Here is an 18313-nt window from a genome sequence, read left to right on the forward strand (position 1 = left end):
ATCTTAATCCAAATCAACATCAGTTTCTATTATCATTGATGCGTGCTTCAAGAAGTCTCTATAATCAAGCACTTTATAATGTGAGACAACATTTTATCAAAACCAATGGGTATTTATCCTATAACGAAAACTATCAATTACTGAAAGATAGTGAACATTATCGTTACTTAAGTACGACTCAAGGTCAAATGGTTATTCGTAAGGTCGATGAAGCGATGAAAGGATTCTTTGGATCTTTGAAGTCTAAGGTTAAACAAACCATTAGACTACCTAGATACTTAAAGAAAGATACCTATTATCCACTTTATGACCGAATGGTCTATAAACCTGATGATAAAGTCTATACCTTACCTAGAAGTAACTTCATTAAGAAAGTTTCGAAAGAACTAGAAAAGGATTCAAAACAGATTCATAAGCACACAATCGAATTAAACCATTTAAGTGATTTATCTCTAGACATCCAAACACCAGAATGTATCCAAACCAAAACAATCAAAGAAATCACCATCAAGTCCTACTATGATGGAAAGTACATCGAAGTGGTTTATGTCTATCTAGATGAAACTCCTAAAATAGAAACCAAAGATTATACAGAAACTATGGGGATTGATTTTGGGTATAACAACCTAGCGTTTTGTTCAGTCACGAATAATAAGCACTTATTGTTAGATGGGAAACGATTAAAGAGTATGAATCAGTTTTATCATAAAAGAATCGCTAAGCTTGCGAGTATTAGACCCAATCAAAACATTCTAACCAAACAAATGATTCGTCTAATGGATAAACGTAACCATCAAATGGATTATGGAATCTATAAAGCAGCTAAACTCATTATCCATCACGCAATAGAAAACAAAGTAAAACAGATTATCATTGGTTATAACGATACCTTCAAAGATGAAAGACTATCAGATACCTATAATCAATGGACCAAAAGTATACCAATCGCGAGACTTAGAGATCGAATCATCTATCTAGCAGAACAGCTAGGTATTGAAACCAAAGTAATCAATGAAGCGTACACGTCAAAAGCTTCATATCTAGACCAAGAAGAATTCGTGAATGGTGATTTCTCTGGAGTAAGAATCAAAAGAGGTTTATATAAGAGTCAAAAAGGCACTTTGATCAACGCGGACCAAAATGCCTCATTAAATATGATTCGAAAAGGTAATCCCGATGCCATATGGATAGGGAATAAAGGTGTGAACACACCTAAGCGTACATACCTATTTGGTATATAGTCGCTTTAAATAAGACGAGTTAAATCGTTAAGAGGTATATATCATAAGTCATTCTGTAAAGGGTGATTTATCACCTCTTTGTTCTTTTAGATACGTAACAAACCACCAATTGACAAAAGGTAACATATTAGAAGACATAAAAGCATATTTTTAGTATAATCTTTACAAGAGGTTTTCTTATGAAAAAACTATGGCTTTATCTTACAACCCTCACATTGATGACCATTTTGGGTTCTATATTGGTGGGGTGTACACAACCCAAACTATCCAATACAGTAGATGGACTTACCACGTCGGCACGTATTCACGACGGGGATTTTTACATATATAATGGAAACAAGATGGAAAAATCGTTCATCAAAGGTGTCAATATTGGGGCAACCAAACCCGGTTATTTTCCTGGTGAACTCGCAATCACAAAATTAGAATACATCCGATGGTTTTTTCAAATCTCTGAAATGAACGCGAACACGATTCGCGTATACACCACCATGACCCCAGCCTTTTATGACGCATTGTTCGAATTCAACGAACGCAGTCGAAAGAAACTCTATGTGATGCATGGCTTATGGCTCAATGAAGATAAGATTAAAGCAATTCATGATCCTTACGCTGAGGATGAACATCTTTTACAAGAGTTCATCTCGGATGGTCAAAATTTGGTCGATATCTTTCATGGCAATAAAACGTTAGACCCTAGACCAGGCTTCGCCAGTGGGACGTATACATACGACATATCAAAATACATCATTGGTTGGGTACTAGGCGTAGAGTGGGACTCCACATTCGTTCATAATACCAATCAATTACACCCAACCATCAATCATTTTGAAGGACAATTTTTATATACAGAAAACGCATCCCCATTTGAAGCGTTTCTTGCGAAAGCAGGGGATGCGATCTTATCATATGAAGCAGAACACTATCAAACCACCAGACCGTTATCCTATACCAATTGGTTAACCACAGACCCATTGACTCATCCCAATGAACCTGATCCTAAAGAAGATTTGGCAAGTGTCGATGTAGAACACATCAAAACCATGAAAAAAGCCTTTGCAGGTCAGTTCGCTTCTTATCATGTGTATCCGTATTACCCAGAGTTTATGAATTTTTCAACCGATTTGATTGATGCTTATGACCCAATCAATACCTACCGTGCTTATTTAGATCAACTGAATGCTTATCACACAATGCCCGTGTTGGTTGCAGAATTTGGTGTACCTGCATCGCGTGGTAAAGCCCATGATGCGAGATATTCTAGATTTAATCAAGGTCAACACACGGAAAAAGAACAAGGTGAAATGCTGGTATCGATGATTAAAGACATCCACGATGCCGGTAGTATAGGCGCACTCATCTTTGCGTGGCAAGATGAGTGGTTCAAACGCACTTGGAATACGATGGATTTTGACCTGGAGTGGCAACGTCCATTTTGGAGTAACGTTGAAACCAATGAACAGATGTTTGGACTTTTATCCTTTGAACCGGGCGAAACCCTCAAAATCAAACTCGATGGCAGTATTGCTGATTGGGAAGATGTACCATATGTTCAAATGGATGATTTACACTTAAAAGCAACCCAAGATGAACGTTATATCTATCTTTTGGTAGAACTCAACGGTCATGTAAATGAACCCATTTATATTGGTATTGATACCATTCCTAATCAAGGGAACTTGAGTTATCCTTCGAAGCAAATCACATTCAATCGTGATGCAGACTTCTTAATTACCATAGATGAAACCTCAAGAATCGAAGTAGACCCTTATTATGACGCATTCAGTCATTTATATGGGGATGTATTAGATATGATTGATAAGCCACTTGGGATGTATACCATCAACAGTGGATTATTTACTGGGATGTATCATGCGTTATCGAAAGAACTACACATCCCTGGCACCAATGAAGTAATTCCATTTTCAAAATATGAAGCGGGTTTATTTAAAGAGGGCATATCTGATCCATCTGACCCAAATTACAATTCATTAGCGGATTATTATCAAACCAACGATTATATCGAAATCCGTATCCCATATTTATTACTCAATATCATGGACCCTTCAACCAAAACCAGAATGGCTAACTTTAAAGGCGATAATGTCTTTGTAGGTGAACCGTTTGACCATATTTATATCGGAGCAAGCACAGGTAATGACTTAATGTCACTAGCACCATATACTTGGGATAATTGGGGACTACCAACGTATCATGAACGATTGAAGCAGTCATATTATATTGTACAAGATACATTTCGAATATACTAACTACAGCAAATATGAATAGACTACCCTTAAGCGTGGATAAAATTCTACGATTAAGAGGTTACCGTTTTATCTACTTTCTAGTACACTCACATTGGAGGTGCTATCATGGATGTTAAGAAAACAGGCACATTATTAAAGTCACTAAGATTATCAAAAGGGTATACTCAACAACAAGTAGCAGACGTGTTACTGGTTAGTCCAAAAACCATATCAAAATGGGAAAATGGTGATGGACTTCCAGACATCTCAATTATTACAGCAGTAGCAGATTTGTATGAAGTCAGTGTAGACACTTTACTCAGAGGTAAAATAACAGAAGAGACGACGATTCAACCTGCAAAGACGCATCGAATTAATCAAATGCTTGCGTACAAACTTTTTAGCAAGCTGATGTTATTTTTCTATATATCATTGGGTATAAATTTGTTCGGTATCATTTTAGGTGTTATTTTGTACGGTTCCATGTTCTATTTATCCATTGTTATTGTGAGTTTATTCTTTATCATCAGCATTATTACATTTGTTTTGGGATATGTCCACTATCAAAATATGCGAGAAATGAGCGATGATGACAATATAAACTGTGCATACGATCTAAATAAAACAAAAGTTCGTAGATTAATTTGGTGGATCGTACTAATTGATACAATTATCTTTTATGCACTTCTGATTGGATTCGTTTCATGGAGCAATATGTTCATATTTCAATTTCTACAGGGATTCATCATTGAAGGACCGATTTTGTTAATACTATTTGTTTATAGTTCTAGAATTCTCTCGAAAACACTCAATGAACAAACTCTAGCATGGAATAAATTTTTAAGGACATCATTATTCTTTCTAATTTTGCTGATAATATTTTGTGGATTTCAATCCAGTTTTAAGTATTCAGAAATAATCGATGGAGAACTTTATAATACCATTATGGACGGGAATCTAAATTATTATCTAATGATATTTTTCTATCCGAATTTTTACATCTTTAGAGGGGTAGCTTTATTGTTTTTAATACTATCAGGCTTATTCGTTTTCCATTTTAACAAGAAAAATAAGAATAAGTTAGCATATATCCTACTATTGATAATAAGTTTACCAATAGGATATTTTGTGAGTGCTGATTTAAACCATTTAGCAAGAATAACACTACATTACAATGATGTAATGATTAGTTATCAGTTCATTTACTATGTAGTTATATTCTTTATAGTAAGTAGTAAACTCAATAAAATGGTTGATAATCAAACAATTTAATGAAAATAACCTGTATTTTTTTGGCCAATCCATAGAAATACAGGTTTTTCTTTGAATTTATGTATATTGATTAAATGTCGTAACGCATTTATTACAAAAAAAGGTATAATCTAAGTAATAGTTAATTAGTTTGGAGGTTAACGTACATGTGTATTTTTTGTGAACGAAAAGACAAGAAGATCATTTTTGAAAACGAGTATATTTACGTCATATATGATGGATTTCCAGTTAATCCTGGACATACACTCATCATTACAAAAAGACATATCTCAAACTACTTCGAATTATCTAAATCAGAAAAAGAAGCCATTGATGAAGCATTAATCATTATGAAATCGAAATTGGATAATGAATTTCATCCAGATGGTTATAATATCGGAATCAACAACGGTTTAGCAGCAGGCCAAACCATCATGCATCTACATGTCCATTTAATCCCTAGATATCAAGGTGATATGGAGAATCCACGTGGAGGAGTACGAGGTGTCATTCCTCAGAAGCAGGTTTATTAATGGATAGCTACATTAAAAAATGGTTTGATATCTTAAATGGAATGTCTAATGACAATACGTATAAATTAGCTTGGGGCAGGGCTATCATCGAATGCATTTCAACCAATCAAGGTAGTGAAGTTGGTGCTAATTACCGAATCCATTTTGATGAGATTGCGAGAAATATGATGAAGTACTATTGGAATCAAACTTTCTTTTTCGGATTGAAACAAAGTGCTAGTCATGAGTATCCGCCAGTGGTTTTACAATTAACAAATGATTTGATTAATCACTATAAAAATATAGAATCAAATATACCTGTATGGTTCGATAAAGCGATTCATAAAATTGATGATAAAATTGTTGAACACACGATAAGAAGCATTTCAACCGTATTAACTCAAAATGTGTCATGGCGTTTTATGAATATAGACCATGGTGTAATTTCAGTATATGACCTCAATATAAAAAATAGATACATTGAAATCGGATTAGAAGATTCAAAATTACTCATTTCATATAGCGAAGTTTTAACACAGTTGTTTAATTATAAATGGGCTCAATTACTGGAAAAATACAATACACAACCACGTATTGTTTCGAAAGTAAAAGGCTCATCAGACAATAAGTTGAAACGCAATAATTTAGCCAAATACAAAGATATTTTAATGATGCTTTACAAAGATGATATTCGAGATTTTTATACCGATGAAATTATCAGTACAGATGACATATCCATTGATCACTTTATTCCATGGTCTTATATGTATTCAGATGATTTATGGAATTTGGTTATTACATCGAAATCCAATAATAGTTCAAAATCCAATCGTCCTCCGAAGGATGACTATATCGCGAAACTTGAGGAAAGAAACAAGCAATTGTTAGAGGTCATACAAGATCCGAAGCAAATAGAAGAATTGATGGAATCATTGGAGCATCACTATGTTACTAAGTTCTATCAATCATTGATATCATAAGGAGTGATTTGAATATGAAAGACTTAAAAGGTTGGAATTTACTTGTTTATGACGTAATAGTGAAAAATTTTGGTTATAGAGTATTTTCTCTAAACGATATTTATCAATTTGAAGACTATTTTAAACTATATTATCCGAACAACCATTTTATTCAAGACAAAATACGGCAAATACTCCAGGTCCTGAGAGATAAAGGAATGTTGGAGTTTGTTAATGAAGGTCATTATAAGTTAATATAATCAAATCTACTATTCAAGATATGATTTAATTGGATATTAAAGTGAATCATGCAATCGCATGATTTTTTTACTTTAATAGTGATCTTGACATATATATTAAATCGTGATCTAATTAAATTATAGAACATAATATGTGAGGTTGCATATGGATAAAAAAATGAATGATTTAATTGAAGAATTCAAGAGTAGGTATTATCCTACCATAGAGATTACTAATGAAAAGATATTTACCGCTTTTTGTATTAAATATTTTTTTTATGATGATATTTTTTCAGCAGATGAAACCTTAGAATATATTGTAGATGGTGCAAATGATGGCGGAATTGATGCAATATTCACTGATTCTTATAGCGAAAATAATGATTTGATTATTATTCAATCGAAATATTATGATAGTACCAAACTAAGTGTTAAAGACGTAGAATCAGAGATACACAAAATATTAAAAACACTAAAAGATTTAAAGAAAAGAAACGACACTAACTATAAAAAAGAATTGGTTCAGTCGTATTTAGACTGTACAGAAAATACGAATGAAGATTCACAAATAAAAATATATATTTTCACTTCATTCGAAGTAAAAGATAATAATACAAAGAATGGCTATTTAAAAGAGATAAAAAAACTAGAAACTGAAAACTATTCAATTGATATTTTTTTTGGCAGAGATATAATTGAACAAGTTGTACTTATCGATACAGGTAAATTTTCAGTACCTAAGGCGAAAATGAAGATTGATAAAGTCGATAATTTTTTATCCTATGGTGATTCCATTATTGTCAATGCCTCTGCTCAATCAATTAATGAATTGTTTAAAAAATACCACAACAAAGGGTTGTTAGCCTCAAACTTAAGATACTATATTAAGGACAAAAAGGTCGATAAAGGAATTAATCAGACCATTAAAAATGAGCCTGATAACTTTTGGTATTTCAATAATGGTATTATTATTGTCTCTTCTAACTATGAAATCAATTCAAAAGAAATTGTTTTATATGATTTTTCAATAGTTAATGGAGGACAAACTACGGCACTTATTGGGCAAATAAACTTTTCACAAAATCAAGATTTCTTTGTGCAGGTTAAAATAATTAAAACTGTTGGTGAAACAGAAAAGGATCAAGAAATATTCATTTTGAAAGTTGCTGAATCCTCTAACTTACAAAAAGCAATAAAAGATAAAGATTTAATCTCTAATAAGATGGAGCAACTTAAACTTAAAAGCGAATTATCGAAACTTGGAATCTATTATGTACTCAAGAGAGGTGAATTCATCGAGAAAAAATACAATTCTTTTGTGAAAGCTAATAGTGATATGATAGGAAAATTGATAATGGCATCAATATTGCAAATGCCCGGAACATCTCGATCAGGTACAAAAAAAATTTATTCAGAAGATTACTATCATCGCATTTTCCCTGATGAACCTAGGACTCTACTTGCAAATCAGCTTGTTCAATTGAAAAATCATTATAATCAATATAAAAAGAATAAAAAGAGTTTCTCATCTGAGGATAAAATCTCTATTTTAGCAAATGGAGAACTACATTTTATATCGATTTTTACACTATTAACTTCAGCAACAAGGGAGTTTATTAAAGAACAGGATTATAAAAAACAAGCATTTGACCAGAGAAAAGAATATTTATACACAAAACTTAAGCGGTATGAGAAGATATACGAAAAATCACTTGATGATGAAACAGAGATAACTTATAAAGTATTTGACATAATATTAGATGAAATTCTTACTTATGTTTATCGCATTGAGAAAAAATCAAGGGAGCAAAACAGGGAAACTATAACAGTCGCAAATTATTTAAAATTAGACTCTGTCTATTACAACGACATTGTTCCGAGAGCATTTGAAGTTCTTCAAGAAAACGAATTATTAATGGAATATTTAATAAAATTCAATAATGTTTGAGTTTACACTAAAAGGACATTTTTTAATGTTCTTTTTTACGTGATAATACACTACTATATTTATGTATGATAATATTCTCAACGAAATGCTATAATTAATTATAAGAATATGATTTTATCAAATACAAGAATTATAGGAGTGCAACATGATTGGATTCATAGACACTGAAATAAGTAAAAATAAAGTGGTTTCAGATATTGGATGTATCAAAGAAAATGGTGAAATACTACACACCAAGAGCATTCAAGAACTGATTAAATTCACGAAGAAAGTAGATTTTTTTTGCGGTCACAATTTCGTTTCACACGACTTTATTCACCTAAACCGGATATTACCTCGAAAGTTTATCCCCTTAGAAACTACTATAGACACCTTGTATCTCTCAGCTTTATTGTTCCCAGAAAGACCATATCATCATTTGGTTAAAAACGATAAACTCGATAGTGATTCACTGAATAACCCACTGAATGACGCTCGAAACGCACAAATTTTATTTATGGATGAAGTTGATGCATTCAATCGACTTGATGATACGCTAAAACAAATCTATTATTCGATATTAAAAGATGAACCTGGATTTTCCGGTTTTTTCAAACATATGAAATACAATCCTAAAGTGCGTAATCTTGTGGAACTAATTCAGTTATACTTTGGAGACAAAGTCTGTCACAATATCGACATCAACGCTTTGCTGAAAGAAGTTAGAGTCGAATTGGCATATTGCTTATCATTAATTACGACGAGCGAAGCAGATTCACTGATGCCTGGGTGGGTTTTAATGAACTATCCAAAAGTTGAACCCTTAATGATCAAACTTAGAAGCACACCGTGCAGACAAGGTTGTGACTATTGTAATACCCATTTAGATGCAAAACACGCCCTGAAACGCTTTTTCGGTTATGAGGACTTTAGGAAATATAATGATTTACCACTTCAAGAACAAGCGGTTAAATCCGCAATCAAAAATGAATCTTTGATTGCTGTTTTTCCTACCGGTGGTGGGAAATCATTAACGTATCAATTACCAGCACTCTTAAGTAGAGAAAATACCAGAGGGTTAACAGTTGTTATTTCACCATTACAATCACTGATGAAAGATCAAGTAGATAATTTAGAAGACAATTCGATTGTTTCAGCGGTTGCGATTAGTGGCTTGCTCGACCCTATACAACGAAAAGAAGCTATTGAGAGAGTTGAAAGTGGATTAGCGGGCATTCTATATATTGCTCCAGAATCTCTTCGGTCAAAAACGATTGAAAGATTATTAATTAAAAGACATGTAACGAGATTTGTCATAGATGAAGCACACTGTTTTTCTTCTTGGGGTCACGATTTCAGGGTTGATTATCTATATATTGGAAAGTTCATCAAACATATTCAAGAAGTGAAAGGAAATAAAACTTCAATCCCTGTTTCCTGTTTTACGGCTACAGCAAAGAAAAACGTCATCGAAGATATATCGAATTATTTTAAAGAACACTTAAACTTAGATATGAAAATATACCAGACATCATCACGAAGAACCAATCTAGCTTACAAAGTGATTGATGTCACAGACGACGAAGAAAAATACCAAAAACTGAGAAGTATCATAGAACAAGAAAATTGTCCAACCATCATTTATGCTTCGAGAACGAAAATTGTAGATTCACTGTATGAGCGGATGAAAAAGGATCATTTTTCTGTTTCTCGTTTTCATGGCAGCATGGAGAAAGATGCAAAAGTAGAAGAGCAGGATAAGTTCATGAAGGGGATAAACCCAATCATGATCGCAACCTCAGCGTTTGGAATGGGTGTAGACAAGAAAGATATCGGGTGTGTCATTCATTATCAAATTTCTAGTTCCCTTGAAGATTATGTACAAGAATCTGGTAGAGCTGGTCGGGATGAACACATTCATGCACAGTGCTATATTCTATACAATGAGCAAGATTTAAACGGTCATTTTGAATTGTTAAATCGTAGCAAACTCAACCTTAAAGAAATCCAACAAATATGGAAAGCTGTCAAAGAACTAACAAAAGTGAGGGAGAGTATTTCACAATCAGCGCTTGAAATAGCTAGAATCGCTGGATGGGATGAGAGCATACATGACTTGGAAACACGAGTAACCACAGCGGTCGCAACACTTGAAGAAACTGGATATTTGTTGCGCGGACAAAATTCACCTCGTGTTTTTGCCAATAGTATTATGGCTAAAACGATGGCAGATGCTGCCAAAAAAATCGATGAATCAGAATTGATTCCTGAAACTGAGAAATCTTTAACAAAGCGAATTATAAAGCTCTTAATATCAAGTCAGAGTAAAAACAAAGGTGCAGATGGCGAAGCGGAATCTAGAGTAGATTACATTGCTGAAAATTTAGGTGTAGAAAAACATTTAGTATTAAAATCGATTAACCATCTACGTGAAATTCAACTATTAGCAGACCATAAAGACTTATCGGCTTTTTTGAAACGAACAAAAGGGTCTAGTACGGTTCAAAAAAGTTTGGATAATCAAGTTGAACTCATTCAATATATATTAAGCGTTTTATCACCAGATCAAAAATTTTATAATCTAAAAGATCTCAATGACCATGCATTAAACAGTGGTATTGATTCCAATCTCAAACAAGTTAGAGGTATCATAAACTATTTTGCGATTAAAAAATGGATTGATTTAAAGAAAAACGGGAAAGACAATGTTTCGATTGAGTTCAACCAAAAACCTGAATATATCAAAGAGTTGATTCAAAAAAATGCGGCTATTTCGAGTATCATTATTAATTATTTATATCGATTGATGAGTGAGCAAAAAAGCAATACTGAATTCAGCACTGTTGTGTTTTCAGTACTTGAGCTTAAACAATTCTATGATAATAGCAAGGGAATGCTTGACTATAACGTTAACTTAGACGATATAGAAGATGCACTATTTTTCATGCAACGTAGTGGAATCATTACGATTGAAGGCGGATTTATGGTTATTTATAGTCCGCTATATATTGAAAGAATTGAAAAAAATCCGCATAAACAATTCACGAAAACCGATTATGAACAATTGGATTCCTTTTATCAAAGTAGAAGAGAACAAGTACATATCGTTGGTGAATATGCCAGCAAAATGATTAAAAACTATCAAGAAGCATTGTTGTTTGTCGACGATTATTTTCAATACGAATTTAACGAATTTTTAGGCAAATACTTTAAAGGTGATCGTAAGAAAGATATCGAAAGAAGCATGACACCAGCCAAGTTTAAAGAACTTTTTGGATCACTGTCACCTGAACAATTGGCTGTGATCAAAGACAAAGATCATAATCGAATTGTTGTTGCAGCTGGACCTGGTAGTGGGAAAACAAAGCTTTTAGTACATAAATTAGCATCGATTTTGTATACAGAGGACATTCGAACAGAGCAGTTGATGATGCTAACTTTTTCAAGAGCATCGGTCGGAGAATTTAAAGATAGACTATACAAACTCATCGGTGAGGCATCATATTTCGTTGATATAATGACGTTTCACTCATTTTGTTTTGACATTTTAGGTCGAGTTGGATCGATTGATAAAACCGAAGGTATCGTTCAAAGTGCTGTTGAAAACATACGTTCAGGCGATGTTGATCCTTCAAAGATTACTAAAATGGTATTGGTGATTGATGAAGCACAGGATATGGACCAAAATGAGTATGATTTAATCAATGAAATCATCGAGTTTAATGAAAATATTCGAATTATCGCGGTTGGTGATGATGATCAAAACATTTATGAGTTTAGAGGTTCTAACTCGAAGTATTTCAAGGAATTAATGACAGATGATGGTGCATTTTATGAATTATCAACGAATTATAGAAGTAAGAATAATTTGGTCACATTTACCAATCAATTCGTAAATTTCATACCTAATCGAATCAAAAATAACCCTATTGTAGCATATACAAAAGATAATGGCCGAATTGAAGTCATTAGACATAGAACATCCGAAAATTTAATTGTCGGTATCGTCGAACAAGTCATGTTAGAGAATCCTCCAGGCAGAACTTGTATTATTACATGGAAGAACGAACAGGCATTACATGCGCTCGGTATACTTAACCTCAAAGGAATTTCAGCCAATCTAATTCAAAACAATGAAAGACTTAAAGTATTCAGTCTGTATGAAATTAGAGTTTTCATGTCATTTTTTTCCAATGATATCCATGAAGGTATGGTGTCCAATGATACTTGGAAAAATGCGGTTATTAGATTTGATGATATCTTCAAAGATACATCTAACTACAAGATGTGCATCAGAATTATGAGAGCTTTCAGAAATGAGTATAAAACAGCATTCTATTATTCAGATTTAGAGTCCTTCATTTTTGAAACCAATCTATCGGATTATGTTGAAGATGCACCAGTTATGGTATCAACTTTTCACAAAACCAAGGGCAAAGAGTTCGATAATGTTTACATCCTTGATGACAATCTTTGGTTAAATGACGAGCAAAAGCGAGCGATGTACGTAGGATTGACTAGGGCGAAGAACAATTTGATTATTCATACAGTTTCAAATATTTTCAATTATTTTAAAGCTGAAAATCTTGTTGCTTCGATTAATGAAGTCGTCTACAATAAACCAGAACGACTCATATATCAGATTAACCATGAGGACGTTGCATTAGGATACTTTAAGTTGGTTCAAAATGCCATTAAGAAACTCAAATCAGGTGATACGTTAACAATCATTGATGATGTGATGGTTAAGGATGAACGCAAAATTCTCAAATTATCTAAGAAATATAGTGATCGTGTTAGAGAATTGCTTGATAGTGGTTATTCATTAACTAAGGCCATTGTAAAATTCATGGTTTATTGGTGGGATAAAGAAGAAGAAAAAGATTACTTGATTGTATTACCAGAATTGACTTTTGATTTCAATATGAATAAAGAGGAAAGTCCAACAGAATCTCGAGAATAACTTTTCAGATAATTTATTTGTTTAAATTGAAGTATTCGACAAAAACAATTATTCCGAGAAGCCAAAAACTGTGAAAAGACACATTGATATGAGTTCGCTAAGGATAAAAAAAATGACAACTAATTTGATTTTAAAAATTCGCCCTTTCACTCAAAATGACATAGAAGACATCCACCTTTACGCATCCAACCCAATCACCACCCAATACATGTTATGGGGACCCAATACCATTGAAGATACCCAAGTTTTCTTAAACTATGTATTTAGTCATTATTCAAAAACACCGATCACGAATTTTGAATATGGTATTGAATTTGAAGGTAAAATCATTGGTGGGATTGCTTTAATTGTAGATTATGTAGCCCAAAGTGCTGAAATTGGGTGGATTTTAAATGAAGCCTATCATCGAAGAGGTATCGTATTTCAAGCCGCCAAAGAAATGATTGCTCTCGCAAAATCACTTGGTATGGAAACCCTTCACGCAACCGCTGATTCAAGAAACATTGCATCCTACAAACTCATGGAAAAATTGGGTATGCATCATGTATCCACCACCATACATGGAAGATTTAATAAACTGACTGGTCAGTATGACTTGGATCAAGTGTATTATGAATTGAAACTTAAATGAATAAAATCCATACAAGAATTCGCCGTTTTGGCGAATTCTTTTCTATAGTAAAGTAGATATAAAATATCAATCATATATCCTTTGGATAACTTCATATTAATGTTAGAATAGAACCATAGAATGGAGGGATGACCTGTGGCACTTAAAAAGAACTTATTATTAGAAGCCTTAGATCGACAAAGAGAATTGATGCGACAAGAGGAACGAAAACCGGATGGGTCTGTTCCAACCATTTGTACGGATGAGATTCTAAGAGACATCGCCACCAAAAAACCACTCAAGGTGAGTGATTTTTTAGGCATTGCCGGTGTGAGTGAAACGTTTATGGATAAATACGCTACACGTTTTCTCAATGTCATTAAAATCTATCAAACCATGGTCTCTGAAGAAAAAGAAGTCTCAAAAGAGGCTTATAAAGTCTTAGACCATTATAAAGACCGTTTAACCAACATCTCAAGAACCAATCCCAATCTCTATGTGGGTCGTATGGATAAAACCCAACGATTTGATTTGACCCATGTCATGAATGAAGAAATGTCTTTATTCTTATTATCACCCAAGAAAACCAGCTATACATTTAAAATCGAATCAGAAACCTTACTCAATCATTTGACCACCCTATATCGTGAGGTCAATAAAACCTATAAAGAAACCGGTAGCTATGACTTATACATCGCTACCCTCTTCATCGAAGGTATTTTTAAGAAAGACCTTTTCGCAATCAAATCGCCTTTACTATTCATCCCTGTCAAATTGGTTCGTGAAAAACGCGTATTTAAACTCATTAAAGATTTAGATAAAGATATCTTACTCAATAAAGACCTCGTTCTCGCAACCAACAAACTCGATCAAATATCGGTATCGATTGAAACCCCACCTATCAAAGAGTATTCAGACAAAGTCATTAAAGAAGTGGTCGTCCCATTTTATAAGTCCCATGGATTAGACATCCACCTAGGGGATTTCAATACGTATGAACCGTTCAAGAGTGAACTCAAAGAAACCTTCATGAAAAAGAAAAAAGGTGTGTTTGAAACCCACCGCTATTTGGTCTTGGGTCGATATCAGCTCTTTTCATCGGAGCTTCAAAAGGATATGGCGGATATCCTCAAACAACACAAATACAATGTGTTACTCGAAGGATTGATTGAGGAGTCGGGTTTAGATAAACCTGAAAAAGCCCTCAATTATGAGATTTCCAGTGGATCGATCGATGAGGATAAAATTTCATATATCAATGACTTGAACTATGCCCAAGAAAAGGTCATAGAACTCTTAAATAGAGAGAAGAAACTCGTCGTCTGGGGACCCCCAGGGACAGGCAAATCTCAAACCATCACGAGTTTGATTGCGTCATCGATCCTCAAAGGGGAAAATGTGTTGATCGTCTCTGAGAAAAAAGTGGCTCTAGATGTCATCTATAAACGATTGAAATCTGCAGCTAAATATGTGATGTTCATCGATGACATCGAAAATAAGCCTTATTTCTATCAAAAAGTCGCGCAAATGCTCGATACGACTGCACCGAAACGCACCGTCGATAATGACATTTATCGCTTAGAAACCGAAATAAAACAATTGCTTCAAACGATGGATCAAGCGCTAGATTTGATGTATCACCAAAAGGTTCAAGACATCCCGATTTATCAGCTCTATGAACGATTCATTAAGGATAAAGATGTCCATCCAGCGTTATCACCCAAACATGTGACTCAAGCGTTCACCAAAGCCTTTGGTGGCTTGGATTTCACCGTCATCAAAGCCCTTGAACTGGCTTTTCAAAAAGACAGTCATCTTAAAAACTACCTCGACTATGAGACCATTTTACAAACCTATCCAATGGTTAGAACGTTTGAAAAAGCCATCTCTAGAAGCAGTATCGCAGAATACACTGTTTTTCATGACGCTTTTACAACCACCCATCAACACTACACCCAATCGGGTTTCTTCAAGAAACGAAAAATCCTTAAAACCTTCCAACAAGCGGAGGGTGCTAAACTGTTGTATCTGACCAAGAAAAAGAAGACCTCGATCCAGTACATTGAAACCATCTTTAAACACCCAGATTTAGAAACCTATCTATTCGAACACATCAAAGAATTGAATAAACTTGAAACCAAACATGACCATTTATCGAAAAACGAACAAAAGTATTTGGATATGTTGATTCATGACCCATTATTCAAAGGAATATCAGACATCCATAAGTATCGTAGCTATCTTTTTGATGCGCTATATACAGGCTTCTTAGAAATCTTCAAAGCGAAAAATGCGAAATACTTATACATCATTGAGGAGTACCATCAAAAACAAGCCTTACTGAATGCGAGAATGGCCGATAAACGGGCTTTGTCGATTGAATCCTTTGAAATGGAACTCTATAAACATGCCTTGGACTTATCCAACACCAAGCGGGTGATGGAAATCAAACGCGTGATGGAATTAGAACACAAACCAAGCTTAAAAGCATTCATTTCAACCTATCAAGTTGAACTCTTAAACCACATCAAAGTGTGGATGATGACACCAGAATTGGTGTCTGCCCTCATCCCACTACAATATGGGTTATTTGATTTGGTCATTTTTGATGAAGCCTCTCAAATGTATGTTGAAAAAGGCATCCCAGCGATTTATCGTGCGAAAAAAGTCGTGATTGCGGGAGACCCAAAACAACTTAGACCTAGCGCTTTAGGGTTTGGTCGTATTTCCGACGACGATGAACTCTATGAACAAGAAGTGTATAAGGATATTAGACTGGATGCGAAAAGCTTACTCGATTTAGCTCGATACAAATACCAAGAAACGATCCTCAATTACCATTATCGTTCGAATTATGAAGAACTCATCGCTTTCTCAAACCATGCTTTTTACGACGGTAAACTCCTGGTGTCGCCAAACGCGAACCCATCGATTTTACCACCAATTGAATACCATTATATCAAAGATGGTTTATTCGAAAAGAGACAAAATCTAACCGAAGCGAAAGCGGTTGTTCAACTGTTAAAGAAGATATTTAAAGAAAGACAAAAAAACGAAACCATCGGTGTCATCACGTTTAACAGTGCGCAGCGCGACGCTATATTGGATTTGATTGACCAAGAACTCTTCAAACAGGGGGTCTATCAATCTTACTTTGAAAAGGAACTCTTTAGAAAAGAAGACAATGAAGATCAAAGCTTGTTTGTTAAGAACATTGAAAACGTTCAAGGGGATGAACGAGACATCATCATTTTCTCGATGGGATATGCGAAAAATAGCCAAGGCGTGGTGGAAAGACGGTTTGGCTGGTTGAACCACGAAGGTGGACAAAACCGACTCAATGTCGCGATCACCAGAGCCAAACAAAAGATTCATTTCGTGTCTTCGTTGATGCCGGAAGAATTCAAAGTCGAAGATTTATCTGGTTTAGGTCCAAGATACTTGAAATCCTTCATGCGTTATTGTTACGCCATCTCGAAAAAGGATTCAGAGATTGCGAAACAAGTCCTCAGTGAATTACACGCGTTAGAAACCAAAACAATACCGTTAAACAAACTTGAACAAGATATTTATGACAAATTGACCAAAGCAGGATTCACGGTTGAACCGAAAGTGGGTATCGGTAATTATAAAGTGGATTTAGCCATCAAAGACCCAAATACAGCTAACTATGTGCTTGGTATCTTATGTGCCATCCAAAGAGAAGATGTCAATTCCAGACGTGACCTCATCCACCAAGAACGATTCTTAATGGCCCGTGGTTGGACCCCTTATCGTATTTTTGAAGCGAATTGGTATAACCACCCACAAACCATCATCAAGGACATCAAAGAACAGTTGAAAGCGAAAGGAAGTGCCCTCTAATGGACTTACAACAAGCCTATACCGACATGGAAACACTCGTGCTAAGCATGAAATCCGTGGTCTTATCCACCATCGATGACGGAGGCAACCCCTATACATCCTGCGCCCCATTTGGGATGTTTGATGGAGACTACTATATCATCATCTCGAATATGGCGAAACACACCAAATACTTAAGACAACGTCCTATTGCAGGGTTGTTATGGATTGAAGATGAATCCAAAGCCCAAAGTGTCTTTTTCCGAAAAAGATTGTATCTAGAAACAGCGATTACCTTAGACATCACCAATCATGATGTGATCAGTATGATGACAGAACGCCTTGGTGACGCGGTGAAGTCCTTTTTATCGATGGATTTTACAATCGTAAAATGCACACCCATTCAAGGCCAATTGGTCTTAGGGGCAGGCAGTGCATTTGAGGTGAATGGTAAAGCACTAGAACCCATTCGTGGGGCTGGACATCGACCATCCAAATCTTAATTAGTTCAAAGAAAGA

The 18313-nt window shown here is 34.6% G+C and carries 11 protein-coding genes; all 11 read left to right on the forward strand.

Annotated elements, in window-relative coordinates; genetic code table 11:
- The coding region (locus tag N7548_RS04335; RefSeq protein WP_263608217.1) for an RNA-guided endonuclease InsQ/TnpB family protein at positions 1-1241 on the forward strand (1241 nt) is incomplete at its 5' end.
- A gap of 179 nt (positions 1242-1420) precedes the next feature.
- Entirely contained in the window at positions 1421-3511 is a 2091-nt protein-coding gene (locus N7548_RS04340) for a hypothetical protein (RefSeq protein ID WP_263608218.1), read from the forward strand.
- Between the two features lie 105 nt (positions 3512-3616).
- Entirely contained in the window at positions 3617-4762 is a 1146-nt protein-coding gene (locus N7548_RS04345) for a helix-turn-helix domain-containing protein (RefSeq protein ID WP_263608219.1), read from the forward strand.
- 146 nt (positions 4763-4908) lie between these two features.
- A complete protein-coding gene (locus tag N7548_RS04350) occupies positions 4909-5274 on the forward strand; it encodes an HIT family protein (RefSeq protein ID WP_263608220.1) in 366 nt (121 codons plus the stop codon).
- Positions 5274-6233, forward strand: a complete 960-nt coding sequence (locus N7548_RS04355) for an HNH endonuclease domain-containing protein (RefSeq protein WP_263608221.1) — start codon at positions 5274-5276, stop codon at positions 6231-6233. The genes N7548_RS04350 and N7548_RS04355 overlap by 1 nt, the downstream gene beginning before the upstream one ends.
- A gap of 14 nt (positions 6234-6247) precedes the next feature.
- Positions 6248-6472, forward strand: a complete 225-nt coding sequence (locus N7548_RS08955; protein WP_373425174.1) for a hypothetical protein — start codon at positions 6248-6250, stop codon at positions 6470-6472.
- A gap of 145 nt (positions 6473-6617) precedes the next feature.
- Positions 6618-8399 (forward strand): AIPR family protein, encoded by a 1782-nt coding sequence (locus tag N7548_RS04360; protein WP_263608222.1) that lies wholly within the window; start codon positions 6618-6620, stop codon positions 8397-8399.
- Between the two features lie 145 nt (positions 8400-8544).
- Positions 8545-13341 carry a RecQ family ATP-dependent DNA helicase gene (locus N7548_RS04365; protein WP_263608223.1) on the forward strand — a complete coding sequence of 1599 codons (4797 nt, stop codon included), beginning with the start codon at positions 8545-8547 and terminating at the stop codon, positions 13339-13341.
- A gap of 112 nt (positions 13342-13453) precedes the next feature.
- On the forward strand, positions 13454-13972 hold the full coding sequence (locus N7548_RS04370; protein ID WP_263608224.1) for a GNAT family N-acetyltransferase: 519 nt from the start codon (positions 13454-13456) through the stop codon (positions 13970-13972).
- Positions 13973-14107: 135 nt separating this feature from the next.
- Positions 14108-17815, forward strand: coding sequence for an AAA domain-containing protein (locus tag N7548_RS04375; RefSeq protein WP_263608225.1), 3708 nt, complete (start codon positions 14108-14110; stop codon positions 17813-17815).
- Entirely contained in the window at positions 17815-18297 is a 483-nt protein-coding gene (locus tag N7548_RS04380; RefSeq protein ID WP_263608226.1) for a pyridoxamine 5'-phosphate oxidase family protein, read from the forward strand. The genes N7548_RS04375 and N7548_RS04380 overlap by 1 nt, the downstream gene beginning before the upstream one ends.
- Positions 18298-18313 lie beyond the last annotated feature (16 nt).

The organism is Paracholeplasma manati (assembly GCF_025742995.1).
Classification (GTDB): domain Bacteria; phylum Bacillota_I; class Bacilli_A; order Acholeplasmatales; family UBA5453; genus Paracholeplasma; species Paracholeplasma manati.